Consider the following 17280-nt stretch of genomic DNA (forward strand, 5'->3'; position numbering starts at 1 on the left):
AGGAGGTCGCACGATGACCCGGCAGATCGTTTCCGTCATCGGGGGGAAGGACGAGCCGACCGGCACGCCCTATCTGTCCCGGAACCCCGCCCGGTTGAAGGAGGTCGTCGCCGAGGTCGCCCTGGCCGACGCGGCGACGTTCGCGGCGGCGTGCCGGAACGCCGCCGCGGCGCAGCACGACTGGGCGAAGGTGCCGGCGCCGGTGCGCGGACGGGTGATCGCCTCGATCGGGCGGCTCGTGGAGGCCAACGCCGAGGCGCTGGCGCGGCTGGTCAGCGAGGAGATCGGCAAGCCCTACGCCGAGGCGCTCGGCGAGGTGCGGGAGATCGTCGACACCTGTGACTTCTTCATCGGCGAGGGGCGGCGCCTCTACGGGCAGACCGTTCCGTCGGAGATGCCCGACAAGAACCTCTTCACGTTCCGGACCCCGGTCGGGGTCGCGGCGGTGATCACGGCCGGGAACTTCCCGGTGGCGGTGCCGTCGTGGTATCTGGTGCCGGCCCTGCTGTGCGGGAACGCGGTGGTGTGGAAGCCCGCCGAGTACGCCGCCGCCTCGGCCGCCGCGCTGCACCGGATCTTCTCGGCCGCCGGGCTGCCCGACGGCGTGTTCAACGTGGTGTTCGCCGACGGGGCGCAGACGTTCGCCGGGCTGGAGGCGGCGCTCGGCGAGGGGACCGTCCACAAGGTCGGTTTCACCGGCTCCTCCGAGGTCGGGCGCACGATCGGCGAGCTGTGCGGGCGGCACCTGCAGTCGCCGTGCCTGGAGCTGGGCGGCAAGAACCCGATGGTCGTCATGGCCGACGCCGACCTGACCCTCGCCACCGAGGGCGCCCTGTTCTCCGGGTTCGGCACCGCCGGTCAGCGCTGCACCTCGCTGGGGACGGTGATCGTCCACGAGTCGATCCACAACGACTTCGTGGCCCGGTTCACCGCCGCCGCGCAGTCGGCCTATGTCGGCGATCCGGCCCGCAAGGTGCTGATGGGCCCGATGCTCGACCAGAAGTTCGCCGACCGTTACGAGGAGTTCCTGACCTGGATCGGCGACCACCACACCGTCACCGGCCCGGTCGGCCGCATCACCGAGTCGAACCCGTGCGGCCACTTCCTCGGCGACGACCCCAACGAGGGCCTCTTCTACCACCCGGTGATCGTCGACGGGGTCAGGCCGACCGACCGGCTGTTCCTGGAGGAGACGTTCGGCCCGATCGTCGGCGTGACCACCTTCTCCACCCTCGACGAGGCGATCGAGCTCGCCAACCTCCCCGGCTACGGCCTGTCGTCGTCGATCTACACCCGCGACCCGCAGTCGGCGTTCCGCTTCCGGGCCGGGGTGTCGGCCGGCATGGTCAGCGTCAACAACTCGACCTCGGGCGCGGAGGCGCACCTGCCGTTCGGCGGAAACGGCAAATCGGGCAACGGGAGCCGCCAGTCGGGCATGTGGGTACTCGACCAGTTCACCCGCTGGCAGGCGATGAACTGGGACTTCTCGGGCCGCCTCCAGAAGGCGCAGATGGACGTGGCGGAGATCGTCCCCGACCTGGAATACAAAATCTGAAAGGCTCCTTTCCGTTACGGCTCCGCCCACCCCGGCCCCGCCCGCCGCCCGGCCCCGCGCCGCATCCGGCGGCAACCACCCGCTCATGTCATCTCGCCGCAACGACGAATGCCAGGCCGAAGAACTCGGTGGCAGAGGGCGCGAACGCGGTCGCGCGGGAAAGGTCCGGTCTCACGCCGGAGCCGGACCTTCTCAAACTGTGGCCACAGACGGCGCGAACGGTCGCCCGGTGCCACGACGTGAAAGGCGCGGTCCGACACGGGGCCAGACCTGCTCAGACAGCGGTCACAGAAGGCGCGAACGCGGTCTCCACAAGTGAAAAGGTCCGGCCCCCACGCCGGAGCCGGACCTTTTCAGCCTGGGGTCACGCGCAGCGGGAGACCAGGTCCCAGTAGCCCGAACGGGTCTCCTGGAGGCTGCGCTGGGTGCTGCCGGTGAGGCCGAGGTAGTCGTTGGAGCCCTCGGCGTAGACGAGGAAGAAGAACTCCACGTAGGCCCGGCCGGCCGAGACGTGCGCGTTGTTCGTCGCGGTCACGCACTTCTTCGCGGGCGCGCTCGGCGTCGGCAACGCGGACGGACGCGGCGAGGGGGTGGGACTCGCACTCGGGCTCGCGCTTGGACTCGTGCTGGGGCTCGCGCTCGGCGAAGCCGAAGGAGACGGCGAAGCTGAAGGTGAGGGCGTGGCCGAGGGCGATGGGGAGGGCGACGGCGGGGTCGTGCCGCCTGACGTGTTCAGCAGGACGTTCGGGGAGCCGCTGCCCGGGTTGGTCACCGCGCCGGTGACGCCGTTCTTGACCAGGGTGTCCCTGATCTGCGCCGGGGTCGCGGTCGGCGTACCGGAAAGGATCAAAGCGGCCGCCCCCACGACATGAGGGGTGGCCATGCTCGTGCCGCTGATGGTGCTCTTGGCGGTCGGCGAGTTGTACCAGGCCGAGGTGATGTCGGTGCCGGGCGCGAACAGGTCGAGGCAGTCGCCGTAGTTGGAGTAGGACGCGCGGGCGTCGTTCTTCGCCGTCGCCCCGACCGTGATGCCCTCGGGCACCCGCGACGGCGACGACGAGCAGGCGTTCACGCTGCTGTTGCCCGCCGCCAGGCCGTAGGTGACGCCCGACTTGATGGAGTTCTTCACGGCCGTGTCGACGGCGGTCGAGGCCGAGCCGCCCAGCGACATGTTGGCGACGGCGGGCTTGGCCGCGTTGGCGGTCACCCAGTCGATGCCGGCGATGACGCCGGAGTTGCTGCCGCGCCCGGCGCAGTCGAGCACCCGCACGCCGACCAGTTTGACCTGCTTGGCCACGCCGTAGACGGTGCCGCCGACGGTCCCGGCGACGTGGGTGCCGTGGCCGTTGCAGTCGGTCGCGTCGTTGTCGCCCGAGACGAAGTCCTTGCCGGAGACGGCCCGGCCGCCGAAGTCCTGGTGCGTGGTGAGGATGCCGGTGTCGATGATGTACGCCGTCACCCCCGCCCCCGTCCCGGAGTAGGTGTAGCGGGAGTTCAGCGGAAGGGCGCGCTGGTCGATGCGGTCGAGGCCCCACGACGGCGGGTTGGCCTGCTCGGCGTCGACCGTCACCACGGCGTCCTGCTCGACGTAGGCGACGTCGGGGTCGGCGGCGAGGGCGCGGGCCTCTTTCGCGGTGGCGTTGATGGAGAAGCCCTTGATGGCCCGGTTGTACACGTTCTTCACCTGGCCGCCGTTCTCGGCGGCGAGGTCGCGGGACTGGGCGCGGACGTCCGCCGTCGGCTTCAGCACGACGATGTAGCTGCCGGGGATCGCGCCGGGGTTGTCCGTCCCCGCCACCACGGCCGTGCGGGCCTGGGCGGGGGCGGCGAGCGACGCGCCCGCGAGCGCGGTGGCCGCAAGCAGCGCCGCGACCCGGGGGATTCGGTGCATCGGGGGTCCTTTCCTGGGTGGCGCACGCATACGAAAGGCCCGAATGAGGGCATGACGAAACGCCAGGTCAGATAGGGCGGAACTAATCGCCTGTGCTGAGCTTCCAGGAAATTTCCGGTCAAAACCGGCGGTATATCATTTCCGGTCTGAGGCCCGGAGGGCGCGCACGACTGCTAGTACAGTCGGCAGTTCGTCGTCGTCGAGCGCCTCGACGAGGTCCCGCAACTGCTGCCGGACCGCCCCCGGATCGTGCGCCAGCCAGCGTCCCCGTGGCCGCCTGGGCCCGAGCAGCGCGACGAGCGAGTCGGCCGGCAACCCGAGGATCGACTCCAGCTCCCGCACCGCCGCGAGCGAGTGCGACCGCTCCGGACGGGACCGCCCGCGCTGCCAGTTGCTCAGGCTGGCCAGGCTGACGTGCGCGCCCCGCTCGGCGAGGCGCGCGTGCAGCCGCTCAAGGGACAGACCCCGGGCCGCGATGGCGGCCCGGAGCGCACGTTCGAACGGTCCGGTGCGGAGCAGGACGGCGAGCTCCCGTTCGGGGCTCCGCGACCGGTCGTTAATCACACATGCCACGTTTACACCGGTAAGGGTAGCTAGTCCATTACTGCTGGGTGATCTTCACATCATCGACGGCGGCCTCGACCAGTGAGGCGCTGCCGGCGTCGGCGGCGCTGACCGTGATCTGCACGTTCTGGCCGGCGAAGGCCGCCAGGTTGACCGACGCCGACGCCCAGGCGCCGTTGCGGTTGCTGGCCGCGCCGAGCTGCTGGAAGACCTGGGTGCCGTTGACCGACACGCGCAGGTAGTCGGTGTTGGAGGAGTTGCTGCCGTGGGCTAAGTACCAGGAGAACGACAACGTCAGGGTGCCCGAGGAGGGCAGGGCGATCTGCGGGGAGCGGATCGAGGTGACGCCGCCGTCGAGGTCGTAGTCGCCCGCCGCGGAGCCGGCCAGCGGGCCGGTGACCAGGTCGAAGGAGCCGCTCGTGGTGGTGCCGAGCTGCTTGGCGCCGCTGGAGCTGGTCGCGTCGGGGTTGGCGCGCGTGAACTGGCCGATGGTGGCGGTGTCGGTGCCGAGCGGGTTGGCGGTCCAGCCGGTGGCGGACTCGAAGTCGTCGGTGTAGACGGTGGTGGCGGGCGGGCCGCCGCCGCAGTACTGCGACTGCTTGCCGATCACCTTGTAGACGCAGTCGGCGTTCTCCAGGAGCAGCAGCGTGGCCTCGCGGTTGCGGGTGGTCTGCGGCACGATCGCCTCGTCGGGCGGGTAGAAGCCGGGGTTGGAGGCGACCGGGTACATCTCGAAGGTGTAGGAGAAGATCTTGTACGCGCCCCACATCCAGTCGTCGATCGAGCCGTCGGTGATGTAGAGGTCGCTGGCCTGCTCGGGGGTGTAGTTGTTGGTGGCGGCCATCTGCTGGCCGAGCACGGCGTGCGCGTCGCGGTCGTCCTGGGTGAGGCCGGGGGCGGTGTTGGCGGTGGTGTAGCCGTAGGGCCACAGGATCAGCTCGCCGTAGGAGTGCCAGTCGATGTGCGCCTTGATCTGCTGCGTGCCGCCGACGACGCGGCCGCGCACGAAGTCGGCGACGGCCTTGACCTCGGGCGCCGACTCGGCCGACGGGCCCCGGTAGGTGTCGGAGGAGGTGGTGCCCGACGAGCCGCCGCAGCAGCCCCAGTTGTAGCCCCAGTTGCGGTTCAGGTCGGTGCCGACCGCGCTCGACCCGCTGTTGGGCTGGCGGTTCTTGCGCCAGCTGCGGTAGGAGCCGGTGGCGATGTCGTACTCGCTGCCGTCGGGGTTCATGTTCGGGACGATCCAGATCTCCCGCGAGTCGACGATGTTGGTGATGCGGGAGTCGGACCCGTAGGAGTCGGTGAGCAGGTTCATCAGGTAGATCGCCATCTCGACGGTCAGGTGCTCCCGCGCGTGCTGGCTGTGGGTGAACAGCACCTCGGGCTCGTTCTCGTCGGTGGCGACGTTGTCGCTGATCTTGAGGGCGAACAGCTCCCTGCCCTGGTACGACGTGCCGATCGACACCTTGCGGATGATCGACGGGTGGGCCGACAGGGCGGCGTTCACCACCGTGTTGAGCTCGGCGAAGTTGTGGTAGGCGCTGTCGGCGGCCGGGAAGTCGAGCGGCTTGGGCACGACGGGGGCGAGCCGGTTCGGGGCGGCCGTGACGGTGTGGCCCAGGGCCCTGATGGCCGCGACCTCCTCGGCCGAGGCGGTGACGACGATCCGGTCGGCGGCGACCTCGTCGATGGCGGCGCCCGTCCCGGAGACGGCGGTGCGCTGCTCCTGGGTGCTCACCCCCTCGACGACGTACTGGCGGTTGGGCGGGGGTTCCGACCCCGCTCCGGCGCTCGTCAGGCCCGTGGTCAGGACCAGGACGATCAGCGTGAGGACGACTGTCAGGCGCTGCTTCATGTCGACAAAAGTGAATCGGCCCCGCCACGGAGGCAAGGCCGACGCACGATCTTCCGGCAAGTCCGTCGTCCCGGGTGCTCAGGACGGCGGGGGCTTGCGGCAATTCTGTGTTTTCTACTTCTCCTTGCCGTCGTACCCGAGCAACCTCATGGCGACTTCGGGGTCCATCGCGGCGGCGAGGAGCTGGGCCCGCTCGTTCGCCCGGTCCCTGGCCTCCTCGGCGCGCCGCCGGTTGGCCTGCTGGGCCCGGATGACCCCGACCACGATGGCCAGGATGGCGACGATCCCGAGCAGGATGAGGAAGAACACGATGACCGTGCCGGTCGCCAGGCCCGGCACGACCTCGGTCGCGCCGTTCATGGAACCGCCGGACGCGGCGATCACCACGAGCACCAGCGCGGCCAGCGCGAGCGCCGCCCCGAACAGGCCCCAGAGCAGGCCGCGCGAACGCGAGCTCTCGGGCTTGACCGCCGCCGCGCCGGGTGGCGGCGGCGGAGGCAGCGGCACGCCGTTGCCGTTGGTGTTCGCCCACGGGACGAAGTCGACCGACCCGTTCCCGTTGCCGTTGACCGGGACGATCTCGCCGGTCGCCGGGGCGAAGACCGGCATTCCGGCGCCGGTGTGCAGGAGCACCGCCGCCGGTTCGAGCGCCAGCAGGCGCGACGACGTGGGCTGCGGCAGCGCGACCGTGACCTTGGTGTGTTCACGGTGGGCCGTGACGGCCGCCTCGTGGTAGTCCTCGAGCTCGCGCTGGAAGTCCTCGTCGGCGTAGACGGTGCCGTCGATGAGCGGGCCGGCGGTCCGCTCGATGACGGCCATGACGTCTTCGCCGTTGAGGGTCTTGTGGGTCTCCAGGGCGTGGGCGACGGCCAGCACCTCGGCGCGGTTCTCCTTGAGGAGTTCCTCGGTCTTCTCCAGCATCCGGGTGAGCAGGAACTCGATGCGGGTCGAGGCGCCGCCCGGCTCGATCTCGTTCTGCCGGTCGGACAGGTTGGGCGCGAGGAACCCGATCGTCCCGCCCGGCGACTTGCGCCGCTGGTCGGGGCTGCCCATGCCGAGGCCGAGTTCCTGCAGCGCGGGCAGCGCGGAGACGCCGGCGCCCATGCCCCAGTGGGTCTCCATGAGGCCCGCGACGTAGGTCGCGTTCATCAGGTCGCCCGAGACGCCCGAGGAGTTGTCGTCGCCGAAGAACATGCGCTCCCCGGCCAGCGAGGCGACCGACACCATGATGTCGCTCTCGTGCTCCGACCTCCAGCGGGTGAACTGGTCCTCCGGCTTGATGCTGGAGACCATGCCCAGGTAGTCGGCGCCCTTCTCGATCGTCGCGATGTCGATCTCGAGGTGCTGGCGGGTGCGGTAGGCGACCACCGCGTGGCAGGCCTCGTGGACGGCGACCGCGTGCCGCTCGCGCTCGATGTACTCGACGTCCTCGGGCGGGCCGAGCTGCTTGAGCCGCTTGGCCTTGGTGACGTCGGCCCAGGTGATCACCTCGCGGCCGTCGCGGATCGCGGTGATCAGGGACTCGTTCACCAGGTCCTTGATGGTCGCGCCGGTGGCGTAGGGGGTGATCGTGGAGAGCTTGTCGATCTGCTCGTCGGTCAGCTCGTGGCGCACCTTGTCGAAGTAGCCCTGGTAGGTGCGGATGCGTCCGGGCTTGGACGGATAGCCCACCTTGTAGATCCGGTCGATACGGCCGGGCCGCAGGAGCGCCTCATCGAGCGCGTTGGGCATGTTCGTCGCCATCATGACGAGGATGCGGTACTTGGGCGGCGGCTTCGGGCGCATGCCGAGCAGTCGCCGCACGTGGCGGTTGACGATGCCGCGCGGCTTCTTCAGGCCCGACAGCTCGGTGAGCAGGGCCTGCAGGGTGCCCATGTCACCGCCGCCGCCCATCATGTTGCCGCCCATCATGAACCGGCTGCGGCGGCCCGTGTCGGGCGCCTCGGTCGCGTGGGAGGCGGTGAACGACTGGCGGAACAGGGTGTTCTGGGCGCCTTCGGACAGGTAGGAGAACCCGTGGCAGCCGTCGCCGAACGCGGGGCTGAAGCCGCGGCCGGTCTGCGGGCCCTGCTGGGCGAGCGAACCGCGGCGGCCCAGCGAGTCGGCCTCGTCGAAGAAGACGATGACGCCGCCGTACCGGAGGGCGAGCTTGCGCAGCTTGCGGAACAGCGACTTGACCTTGAGGATGCCGATGCCCATGAACATGTTCGTGAACGCGCCCGGGTCGACGAACACGTAGGGCTTGCCGGTCTCGCCGGCGACGGCCTCGGCCATCAGGGTCTTGCCGGTGCCGGGTGGGCCCCACAGGAGCAGGCCGCTGGGCACGTAGCCGCCGCGCTGCTCGATCTCGTCGGGGCGCTCCAGGAAGACGATGTTCTCCTTGACGCGCTCGACCACGTGGTCCTGGCCCCAGACGTCGTCGAAGCGCGTCTTGATGTCGTCGGGGAAGTAGGTCTCGACGCCGCCGCGCGAGAGGAACCAGAACAGGCCGATGAACTGGAACACGATGAAGAAGAACGCGAAGGCGAGCTGCGCGATCATCGGCATCGCCTGCCACAGCAGCGCCGGGGCCTGGAACAGCGCCATGACGGGCGACACGTCCCCTGGCAGGACCTCGGCGAGGATGAAGGCGATGAGCGTGATCCAGAAGACGACCTTGATCGCCCGGGACAGCCGGTAGCGGGTCCAGTCGCTGAACCTGCGGTGCACCCAGCGGTCGAAGCCGCCGAAGATGCCCTTGGTCCACAGGCGGTGGTAGCCGGCGGAGCGTTCGGAGATCAGGAAGTGCAACTGGCGGATGAGGTCGATGCCGATCAGCCAGAGGATCCAGCCGGTCGCGTCGGCCTGGTAGACCAGGGCGTCCCAGAAGGTCATGACGCCTTCGAACTCACCCATCGTCTTGACGGTGAGGATGAGGAAGGCGGCGGTGAGGAAGATGATGATCTTGGCGCGATCCCAGAACGCCATCTTCTTGCGGGTGCGTGGATCCCTGTCGTCGGGACCTGTTCCGGGTGGCCGGAGGCCCTCGTATTGCGGCGGGGAAGCCGTCTTCATATGGGCTCCTTACCCGAAGTTGTTCTTCACCTTGAACGACTGCGCGATGGAGTCGAGCTCCGCCTGACGCTGCTGGAAACAGGTCGCCGAGCAGCGGATCAGGAACGTCGACATGGTGCTTCCGTCGGCCGACAGGTAGCCCGTCTGCTGGAACGTCTGCAGCGGGCCGCCCATGTAACGGAGGCTGAACTGCACCCGCACGCCCTTCGCGCCGTTGTCGCCTTCGAGCACGTCGTCACGGGTGAGCTCGAAGTCCTTGTACGGGTATTCCTTGTTCTCCTCGTTCTTCGCGTGTTCGGCGGCGGTGGCCGTGACGGGGAAGCCCATCACGTTGCGCAGGGCGTTAAGGGAGACGTCCTGCTGCTGTTCCTCGGAGAGGGTGTGCACCATCGCGAACGCGAACGGCTCGTCGAGCCCCCCGGGGCCGGCGGTCATGATGTGGTCGATCGACGGCTGAGTGTGGCCGTCGTAGGCGACGGTCCAGATCTTCTGTTTCAGCACCTGGGCGGTCGCCGAGGATGGATCCCCGAGGAGCGCGGCGTCCACCGCGTCCTGATCGACTTTGTGCCAGGTGACGGGGACTTTGAAGTAGGTGCTGCCGCCCGAGTCACGGACGAATGTGTATTGCGAGCCGCCGCATCCGGCCAATCCGGCGATCATCGCGACGACCCCGAAGGCCGCCGCCGCGCCGGACCCCGCCCGCCATCTCTTCACAGGGCCATACCTCCGCTTTGCGGGTCTACGAGGTAGTAGTGCCCGTTTTCCAAGTATCCCCTTACCGGGACTGTTGTTACATCTTGGAAAACTTGACCAAATCTTGCCCGGAGCTTAGCTGCATTTGTGACGTGATCATAGAGCGGCGGGGACCGCCCGCGTCAAAGTCAACTTTTTGCGGCAGCGTAGGCAGCATGCCGTAAGCCGGGCGTAAGCGGCACTTTCCCCCAGATCGACCGTTGATGCACGAACTGGCGAAGCCTATGTGATGGGAGCCGTCCGGACGAATCGGCACCGCCTCCGACCTGCGACGTCCCGGAATCCTCGCCGATTATTGACGCCCGCTTATGCCTGGGATCTCACGATGCGGCCGATACCTGCAACAGAAAGGCAATAACGGCCCTATCGAAAGGTATGAATCGTGGCATACCGGATCCTCGGCCTGGCGGTAACGCTGGCGCTCACCGTCGTCCCCGCGCACGCGGACAGCGAATGGGGCGTGGTGCTGCCGGACGCCGGGTGCGCGCAGTCGCAGTCGTGGGTGGCGCGGGTGCGGGGGCAGAGCGGGGTGCTCGACGCGACCGTCCTGGCCGCCCACTCCCCCGCCGTCCCGCTCGCGCCGAAGGAGCAGGGCGCGGCCGGGGCCCGGACCATCCCTGGGGTCGGCACGGTGATCGGCGGGTACGCCCGCACCCTCGTCGGCGCCGGCTGCTCGGCCCACGCCGAGGCGGGCGGCTCGGCCCTGGAGGTCGGGGTGCCGCACGTCGCCGGTCCCGGGGTGTCGTTGTCACCGGTGGGGCTGCGGTTCGACGGGTTCGCGGTGACCGCGACGTCGGTCCCGGGCGAGGGCGCGCGGTTCGGCGGGCAGATCGTCAACGGCGTGGTGACCTCGCTCGGCCGCACGGTGCTGACGCTGCCGGCGAGCCTGCGCGCCAACGTCGGCCTGCGCGTCCCGGCCGACCCGGCGCTCCCGGCCATCGCCCAGGTCGTGTTCAACGAGCAGGTCTCCACGGCCGCCGACGGCACGCCCGTGAGCGGGGCGACCGGGAGCGGCTGGGTCAACGCGGCCCGCGTCACCCTGCTCGGGCCGGTCGCCGCCGACGTGACCATCGGGCACGCGGCCGTGATCGGCGCCGGTCCCGACGGGGTGCTGGAGTTCCCGTGCGCCGAAGGGGCCGCCCGCTGCGGCCGATAGAGCCGGTCAGTGAGCGACGTCGAGCACGTCGAAGACGTAGGCGAGGCGGCCCGCCGGGGCGGCCATCCCTCCGGGGGTGGTCGCCACGGCGGCCGACTCGGTCAGCAGCAGCACGCGGTCGCCGACCCGGGCGCCTTCGAGGGCGTCGGTCCAGCCGGGCAGGACCGCGCCCGGCTCGACCAGGAAACCCTGGGGACCGGCGCCGAAGGTGGAGGCGAAGGGGCGCGCGTCCTCCCAGCGGGTGCCGGCCCACTGCACGACCACCCGGTCGCCGCGCCGGACGACCGCGCCCGCGCCCCTGACCGGCCTCGACACGCCCGGCGTGAACGGGCCGAAGGCGAAGCCGCCGAACGGGGCCACCCGGGCGGTGCGGTCGTAGCCGCCGATCACGTCGAACGTGAGCGTCATCCGCTCGGTCGCCGGCACGTTGGCGGGCGGCCGGCCGTCGGGGCCGAAGGCCGTACCGGACGGGGAGACGAGGCGGACCCGGGCGCCCGGACGGCGGCCGACCAGCGCGCGGTCCCACGATCTCGACACCTGGGTGCCGTCGAGGACGGCCGAGGTCGGCTGGCGGGTGCTCAGCGTGTCGAGGTAGTCGCGCGCGCCCACGTCCATGTCGACGTCGACGACCACGACCTGGCCGGCCCTGATCGGCGGGCCGTGGCCCTCGGCGAGCACGGTGACCGACTCGGGGGCGGCCGCGCAGCCCGCGAGCAGGAGCAGGGTGATCAGCAGGCGGCTAGGCTGCGGGCCATGCCCACCGCACTCGTCACCGGCGCGACCGCCGGCATCGGCGCGGCGTTCACCCGCCGCCTGGCCGCCGACGGCTTCTCTCTCGTGCTGGTCGCCCGCGACCACGACCGGCTGGCCGAGCAGGCCGCGTTCCTCGGCCGCCGCTACGGCGTGCGCGCCGAGGTGCTGCCCGCCGACCTGTCGGCCGACGACGGCCTGAAGACCGTCGAAGACCGGCTGCGCGAGGGGGTCGACCTGCTGGTGAACAACGCCGGGTTCGGCAACCGGGCGATGTTCCTCAGCGCGCCCGTCGAAGACGAGCTCACCATGATGAAGGTGCACTGCGAGGCGGTGCTGCGGCTCACCTACGCGGCCCTGCCGCACATGCGGGCGAAGGGCCGGGGCGGGGTGATCAACGTGGCCTCGGTGGCGGCGTTCTTCACCCGGGGCACCTACGGCGCGTCCAAGGCGTGGGTGGTCAACTTCAGCGGCGCGGTGGCCGCCGAGACCTCCGGCGACGGCGTGCGGGTGATGGCGTTGTGCCCCGGTTTCGTGCACACCGAGTTCCACCAGCGGGCCGGCATGGACACCACCAGCATCCCGGAGTTCCTCTGGCTGGAGGCCGACCCGGTGGTGAAGGCGGCCATGCGCGACCTGGCCCTCGGCAAGGTGGTCAGCGTGCCCGACCTGCGTTACAAGCTGGTCGTCGGCGTGGGCCGGCTGCTGCCGCAGAACCTCACCGCGCGCATCTCCACCCACATCGGCCGCCGGTTCAGGTAGCGGGACCGGCCGCCATGGTGGCCTCGCAGGGGTCCTCCGGCGAGCACCGCGAACCGGGCGCCGCCACGCTGATGACCGCCGCATAGGTGCCGCTGGTCCTTTCGGGCATCGTGCAGGTCAGGGTGTACGTCAGCGTGCCGCCCCCGGGCAGGTCGGTGACGACGTGCATGGCTCCCCGGCCCTTGGTCGCCGGGCAGACCGCGCCGCCGGAGGCCCGGCAGGTCCAGGTCAGCGGCCGGAAGGCCGGCGGCCAGGCGAGCTTGATCTCGGCGGCGCCGAGCGGGCCCGGCCCGGGGTTGGCGACGGTGGCGGTGAAGGTGAAGCGCTCACCCGGGACGTACCGGGCCGGCTCGGCCAGCACCGCGACCGTCGGCTGCGGCACGACCGCCGTGAGAAGGGCCACCACAAGCGGGATCATGACCGGGTCTCCTCGTGGAGTCGCAGGTAGAGGGCCGAGACGTCGTCGACGAACCGCGACCGGCCGAAGTAGAGCCCGGCCCGCTGGGCGGCGGCGTCGCCCAGGCGGCCCGCGTAGCCGGGGTCGCGCAGGATCCGCACCACCGAGGCGGCCAGCAGCCCCGGGTCGGGCTCGGTGAGCAGCCCGGTCACCCGGTCCTCGACGACCTCGGCCACCCCGCCGACCCGCGTGGCGACCGCCGGGACCCCCGAGGCGGCGGCCCGGAGCAGGTCGAGCGGGATGCCCTCGTAGTCGCTGGTCAGCAGCATGACGTCGGCGGCGGCGTGGATGATCTCCAGGTCGGTGCGGCGGCTGAGCCAGGCGACGGCGTCGCCGAACCTGACCGCCTTGGCCCGCAGGTCGGCGGCCAGGTCACCGCCGCCGCAGACGAGGATCTTGGTCATCGGCAGGCCGCGCAGCACCAGCGCGACGGTGTCGAGGAATCGGTCGGGCCTGCGGTTCTTGGTGACCTTCCCGACGAACGCGACGACCGGGATGTCGGCCGGCAGTCCCAGCCGGGCCCGCGCCACCTCCCGGGGCGGCCGGTCGGCCATCCGCACGCCGGGCCGGACGACGGCGTACTGACGCGGGGTGCCGACCCCGGCGGCGAGCAGGTCGTCGCGGACCCGGGCGCAGTCGGCGACCAGCCGGTCGCTGACCCGGGCCAGCCGCCGCTCGATCGCGGGCCGGCGCGGGTGCGCGTCGAAGGTGTGCACCCGCGCCGGGACCCGGGCCATCGTCGCGGCCATCCGGCCGAGCGCGCCCGCCCTGGCGGTGTGGGTGTGCACGATGTCCGGCCGGAACCGGCGCATCTCGGTGACCAGCCGGGTCAGCGCGCGGGGGCTGTCGCCCGGGATGGTGTGCGCGCGTTCGTGCATGGTCGTGGTGTAGAGCCGCTGCTCGAACCGGCCGGGATCGAGGTGGTCGAGCAGCGTGACGGCCTGGAGCGCGGGCCCGCCCGCGTCCAGTCCGGTGATCACCCGCATGACCCTGATGCGCTCGCCCATCACTGGCCCCCGTTTCGACCCTGTTCCGGTATGTCTGCCCGGCGGGCAGTCTTGTCGAGCGAGGGGCGCCGTGGCGGCTCTGAGCAGCGCGAATGTCATGCGCTTGCGAAGGATTAGCGGCTCGTTTGCCATGGTGGGCCGGTTTGCCCCGATATATGACGCGCGGCCGGGCGGGCGGCGGCTCTCCCGGGTACGTGCGCGGGTCGCCAATAATCCGCAAAAGGCGGCGCAAGCCCGCGCGTGGCTGCGCCGGCCGGTGTCGGCGGCGTCTCTACCGTCTCTCTCGCCCACTGACAGCGAGGAGCACCGTGGCGCACCATCTGATCACCGGGGGCGGCGGCTTCGTCGGCTCGCACCTGACCGGGGCCCTGCTCGCCCGGGGCGACACGGTCACCGTGCTGGACGATCTGTCCACCGGGTCCCCCGCCAACCTCCGGCACCTGCGCGGGCATCCGTCGTTGCGGTTCGTCCAGGGGTCGGCGCTGGACCACGCGCTGGTCGGCGACCTGGTCGGCGGGTGCGACGCGGTCGTCCACCTGACCGGCGGCGAGGTGGTGCTCGACGCGGCCCGGCGGCACGACCGCAAGGTGCTGGTGGCCACCGGCGACCACGCCGCGGCCTTCTCCACCGGGGACGCGCCGCGCGGGGCGACGTACCGGACCGAGAAGGACCTGCTCGTCGTGGTGGCCCGGCTGTTCGACGTGGCCGGGCCGCGCCAGCGCGACGAGCACCTGGTGCCGAGGCTGGTCCGGCAGGCGCTGGCCGGGGTCGACCTGGTGCTGCCCGGCGACGGGTCGCAACCACGCTGCCTCACGCACGTCCGCGACGTCGTCGAGGCGCTGACGCTGCTGCTCGACGAGCCGTTCGCGCTCGGCGGCATCTTCGACGTGGGCGCCGACGAGCCGGTCAGCGTGCTGGAGCTGGCCAAGGCGATCGTCGAACTGGCCGGGAGCGCCTCGGGCCTCACCTTCCACGGCGGCGCGCCCGAGCCCGGCTTCCGGGTCGCCGACGCCTCCCGGCTGCGGGTGCTGACCGGCTGGCGGCCCCGCCGCAGCCTCGACGAGATCCTGCTCGACACGATCAGCGAGGCCCGCGTCCGGTGAACCCCGCGATCGTGCTCGGCACGGCCGTCTCCGCGACCGTCGTCGGCGCCCTGGCCGTCGAGCCGCTGCGCCGCCTGGCCCTGCGGGTCGGGCTGGTCGACCACCCCGGCGGGCACAAGGCGCACCGCGCGCCGACCCCGTGCCTGGGCGGCCCGGCCATCATCCTCGGCACGGCCGTCGCGGGCGTCGCCGACGACCCCCGCGTCAACGCCCTGTTCTTCGGCGGCCTGGTGTTCGCCCTGGTCGGCCTGGTAGACGACGCCCGCCCGCTCGGCCGGGTGCCGCGCCTGGCCGTGGAGACCCCGACCGCCCTGCTGGTCGCCGTCAACGGCGTCAGGGCCGACCTGACCGGCGTGTCGTGGCTCGACGTGACGCTGACGGCGACCTGGCTGGTGTTCGCCGCCAACGCCTTCAACCTGCTCGACAACATGGACGGCGCGCTCGGCGCGGTCACGACGGCGACCGGCCTGACCCTGGGCGCCGCCGCGCTGGCCGCCGGGAGCGGGCCGGTCGCCCTGGTGCCGTTCGCGCTGGCCGGGGCCTCGGCCGGGTTCCTCCTCCACAACTGGGCGCCGGCGCGTGTCTTCATGGGCGACTGCGGCTCGTTGTTCGTCGGCTTCACCGTCGCCGGATCCGCGCTGCTGATCTTCGACGGCCCCTTCCACGCCCCGGCCGGGGCGCTGCTGGCGACGTTCACCGCGACCGTCGACACGGGCGTCGTGCTGCTCGCCCGCGCCCTCCACCGCCGGCCGCTGACCTGCGGCGGCACCGACCACGTGGCGCACCGGCTGCGCCGGGTCGGGCTGCCGGCGCCGGTGATCGTCGCCGCGCTCGCGACCAGCGCGGCCGTCAGCGGCGTGCTCGCGGTGGCGATGACGCTGGGCGTCTTGTCGCCCCTGGTCGCCCTGTTCGGCGCCGGGGCCGCGGCGGTCGCCGGGGTGCTCGCGTTCCAGCAGGTGGACGTCTACCGGGTGGCGGTGACGGCATGAGGGACCATCTGCGCCTCGTGCGCCGGGGCTGGTGGATCCTGCTCCTGGCCGCCGCCTGCGGCGCGGGCGGCGCGCTGCTGGTGACCGGCCAGATGCCGGTCAGGTACGCCGCCGCGGTGTCCCTGATGGTCGACCAGAAGGGCTCGGCCGACCCGCTGTCGCAGCAGCGGGTGAAGTCGTACGCCCGCCTGGCCACCAGCCGCCGCGTGCTGAAGGAGGTCGCGGCGGCCGAGCTCGTCGATCCGGCCACCCTCGACGTGCGGTCGGAGGTCGTGCCCGGCACGGTGCTGCTCCGCGCGATCGTCACCGACGCCGACCCGCTCCGGGCCGCCCGCGTCGCCAACCGCATCGGCGGCGAGCTCAGCGGCCTCATCCACACGCTGGAGAAACGCTCGGTGATCGGCGTCACCGTGGTCGACCGGGCCACCCCGCCGCTGCGCCCGGTCTCCCCGCGCCCGCCGCTCAACGTGGCGGCCGGGATCCTGCTGGCCCTGGTCTTCGGCTACGGCCTCCTGATGCTGCGCTCCCGCCTCGACACCACGATCGCCGACAGCGACGACCTCGCGGCCGTGACCGGCACGCCCACCCTGGGCGTCATCGGCCGGGGCCGCCCCCTGCTCGCGACCGGCCCCCGGGCCGAGGCCTACCGCGCCCTGCGCACGAACCTGCGCTTCGTCGGCGTCGACGGCCGTCCACGCTCGCTGCTGGTGACCAGCTGCGGCACCGGCGAGGGCAAGTCGACCCTGGCCGTCAACCTGGCCCTGGCCGTCGCCCAGACGGGCCGCCGGGTCGCCCTCGTGGACGCCGACCTCCGGCGCCCCTCCCTCGCGCGCTACCTGGAGCTGACCGCCCCGATGGGCCTGACCGACGTGCTCGTCGGCTCGGCCCGGCTGCCCGAGGCGCTGCTGCGCTGGCGCGACGTCGACGTGCTGCCGAGCGGCCGGGTGCCCGCGGACCCGGGCGAGCTGATGGGCTCACCCGTGATGCTCCGCGTGTTGTCGGACCTCACGGCCGACCACGACCTGGTGATCGTGGACGCGCCCCCGATCCTGCCCGTCACCGACGCGGTGGTGCTCGCGACGGCCTGCGACGGGGTGCTCCTGGTCGGCCGCGCCGGCCGGACCCGCCGGGAGTCGCTCGCCCAGGCGGTCGGGCAGCTCACCCGGGTGCGGGCGCGTCTGGTGGGCGGCGTGCTCACCTTCGCCCGGCTCCGCCCCCGCTCGCCGTACCCGGAGAACCGGATGACCTTCCAGTAGGCGTGCCGGTTCACCGTCAGCCGACCGCGGAGACGGCCGGCCATCGCCGCGCCTCCCGATGTGGAAGCAGCCAAGGCGAAGCCTCAAGAAGAACTCCGCGGGGGAAAGACAGACCAGATCCCAGAAAG

General features: G+C 71.6%; 14 protein-coding genes. 6 read left to right on the forward strand and 8 right to left on the reverse strand.

Features of this window, described 5'->3' with window-relative positions; genetic code table 11:
* Window positions 1-13: 13 nt before the first annotated feature.
* Window positions 14-1555 carry an aldehyde dehydrogenase family protein gene (locus AW274_RS03270; protein WP_062429182.1) on the forward strand — a complete coding sequence of 514 codons (1542 nt, stop codon included), beginning with the start codon at window positions 14-16 and terminating at the stop codon, window positions 1553-1555.
* A 364-nt stretch (window positions 1556-1919) separates the two neighbouring features.
* Here the strand turns inward: AW274_RS03270 and AW274_RS03275 are convergent, their stop codons facing one another.
* From AW274_RS03275 to AW274_RS03295, 5 genes are all read right to left on the reverse strand, one after another.
* Complete coding sequence (locus AW274_RS03275) at window positions 1920-3446, reverse strand: S8 family peptidase (protein ID WP_063813061.1); 1527 nt, start codon at window positions 3444-3446, stop codon at window positions 1920-1922.
* A gap of 135 nt (window positions 3447-3581) precedes the next feature.
* Window positions 3582-4010 carry a hypothetical protein gene (locus AW274_RS03280; protein WP_063813062.1) on the reverse strand — a complete coding sequence of 143 codons (429 nt, stop codon included), beginning with the start codon at window positions 4008-4010 and terminating at the stop codon, window positions 3582-3584.
* A 37-nt stretch (window positions 4011-4047) separates the two neighbouring features.
* Complete coding sequence (locus AW274_RS03285) at window positions 4048-5865, reverse strand: M14 family metallopeptidase (protein WP_062429184.1); 1818 nt, start codon at window positions 5863-5865, stop codon at window positions 4048-4050.
* Window positions 5866-5979: 114 nt separating this feature from the next.
* Window positions 5980-8919, reverse strand: coding sequence for an AAA family ATPase (locus AW274_RS03290; protein ID WP_062429186.1), 2940 nt, complete (start codon window positions 8917-8919; stop codon window positions 5980-5982).
* A gap of 9 nt (window positions 8920-8928) precedes the next feature.
* The gene (locus AW274_RS03295; RefSeq protein WP_062429188.1) at window positions 8929-9633 is read right to left on the reverse strand and encodes a hypothetical protein; all 705 of its coding nucleotides are present in this window, start codon (window positions 9631-9633) and stop codon (window positions 8929-8931) included.
* 421 nt (window positions 9634-10054) lie between these two features.
* Here AW274_RS03295 and AW274_RS03300 point away from each other — a divergent pair, with 421 nt between their 5' ends.
* Window positions 10055-10828 carry a hypothetical protein gene (locus AW274_RS03300; RefSeq protein WP_062429190.1) on the forward strand — a complete coding sequence of 258 codons (774 nt, stop codon included), beginning with the start codon at window positions 10055-10057 and terminating at the stop codon, window positions 10826-10828.
* A 6-nt stretch (window positions 10829-10834) separates the two neighbouring features.
* Here AW274_RS03300 and AW274_RS03305 read toward each other — a convergent pair whose 3' ends face one another.
* Window positions 10835-11506 (reverse strand): FKBP-type peptidyl-prolyl cis-trans isomerase, encoded by a 672-nt coding sequence (locus AW274_RS03305; RefSeq protein ID WP_062429192.1) that lies wholly within the window; start codon window positions 11504-11506, stop codon window positions 10835-10837.
* Between the two features lie 75 nt (window positions 11507-11581).
* Between AW274_RS03305 and AW274_RS03310 the strand changes: the two genes are divergently transcribed.
* Window positions 11582-12340, forward strand: a complete 759-nt coding sequence (locus AW274_RS03310) for an SDR family NAD(P)-dependent oxidoreductase (RefSeq protein ID WP_062429194.1) — start codon at window positions 11582-11584, stop codon at window positions 12338-12340.
* On the opposite strand, the gene AW274_RS03315 is transcribed toward AW274_RS03310, so the two are convergent.
* Window positions 12333-12758 (reverse strand): DUF11 domain-containing protein, encoded by a 426-nt coding sequence (locus AW274_RS03315; protein ID WP_157519746.1) that lies wholly within the window; start codon window positions 12756-12758, stop codon window positions 12333-12335. The genes AW274_RS03310 and AW274_RS03315 overlap by 8 nt on opposite strands.
* Complete coding sequence (locus tag AW274_RS03320) at window positions 12755-13804, reverse strand: glycosyltransferase (RefSeq protein ID WP_062429197.1); 1050 nt, start codon at window positions 13802-13804, stop codon at window positions 12755-12757. The genes AW274_RS03315 and AW274_RS03320 overlap by 4 nt, the downstream gene beginning before the upstream one ends.
* A gap of 308 nt (window positions 13805-14112) precedes the next feature.
* On the opposite strand from AW274_RS03320, the gene AW274_RS42540 reads away from it, so the two are divergent.
* From AW274_RS42540 to AW274_RS03335, 3 genes are read left to right on the forward strand one after another with little or no spacing between them, the layout of a single operon-like run.
* On the forward strand, window positions 14113-14907 hold the full coding sequence (locus AW274_RS42540; RefSeq protein WP_269750528.1) for an NAD-dependent epimerase/dehydratase family protein: 795 nt from the start codon (window positions 14113-14115) through the stop codon (window positions 14905-14907).
* Window positions 14904-15896 (forward strand): glycosyltransferase family 4 protein, encoded by a 993-nt coding sequence (locus AW274_RS03330; protein ID WP_062429200.1) that lies wholly within the window; start codon window positions 14904-14906, stop codon window positions 15894-15896. The genes AW274_RS42540 and AW274_RS03330 overlap by 4 nt, the downstream gene beginning before the upstream one ends.
* Window positions 15893-17152 (forward strand): tyrosine-protein kinase domain-containing protein, encoded by a 1260-nt coding sequence (locus AW274_RS03335; RefSeq protein ID WP_083973802.1) that lies wholly within the window; start codon window positions 15893-15895, stop codon window positions 17150-17152. Before AW274_RS03330 ends, AW274_RS03335 begins: the two co-directional genes overlap by 4 nt.
* The last annotated feature ends 128 nt before the right edge of the window (window positions 17153-17280 follow it).

It is taken from the genome of Herbidospora daliensis (assembly GCF_001570585.1).
Classification (GTDB): Bacteria; Actinomycetota; Actinomycetes; order Streptosporangiales; family Streptosporangiaceae; genus Herbidospora; species Herbidospora daliensis.

Bases quoted from the DNA above. Each gene is read 5' to 3' on its own strand.
- AW274_RS03270 (WP_062429182.1), top strand. From the start codon at position 14: ATGACCCGGCAGATCGTTTCCGTCATCGGGGGGAAGGACGAGCCGACC.
- AW274_RS03275 (WP_063813061.1), bottom strand. From the start codon at position 3,446: ATGCACCGAATCCCCCGGGTCGCGGCGCTGCTTGCGGCCACCGCGCTC.
- AW274_RS03285 (WP_062429184.1), bottom strand. From the start codon at position 5,865: ATGAAGCAGCGCCTGACAGTCGTCCTCACGCTGATCGTCCTGGTCCTG.
- AW274_RS03290 (WP_062429186.1), bottom strand. From the start codon at position 8,919: ATGAAGACGGCTTCCCCGCCGCAATACGAGGGCCTCCGGCCACCCGGA.
- AW274_RS03310 (WP_062429194.1), top strand. From the start codon at position 11,582: ATGCCCACCGCACTCGTCACCGGCGCGACCGCCGGCATCGGCGCGGCG.
- AW274_RS03315 (WP_157519746.1), bottom strand. From the start codon at position 12,758: ATGATCCCGCTTGTGGTGGCCCTTCTCACGGCGGTCGTGCCGCAGCCG.
- AW274_RS03320 (WP_062429197.1), bottom strand. From the start codon at position 13,804: ATGGGCGAGCGCATCAGGGTCATGCGGGTGATCACCGGACTGGACGCG.
- AW274_RS03335 (WP_083973802.1), top strand. From the start codon at position 15,893: ATGAGGGACCATCTGCGCCTCGTGCGCCGGGGCTGGTGGATCCTGCTC.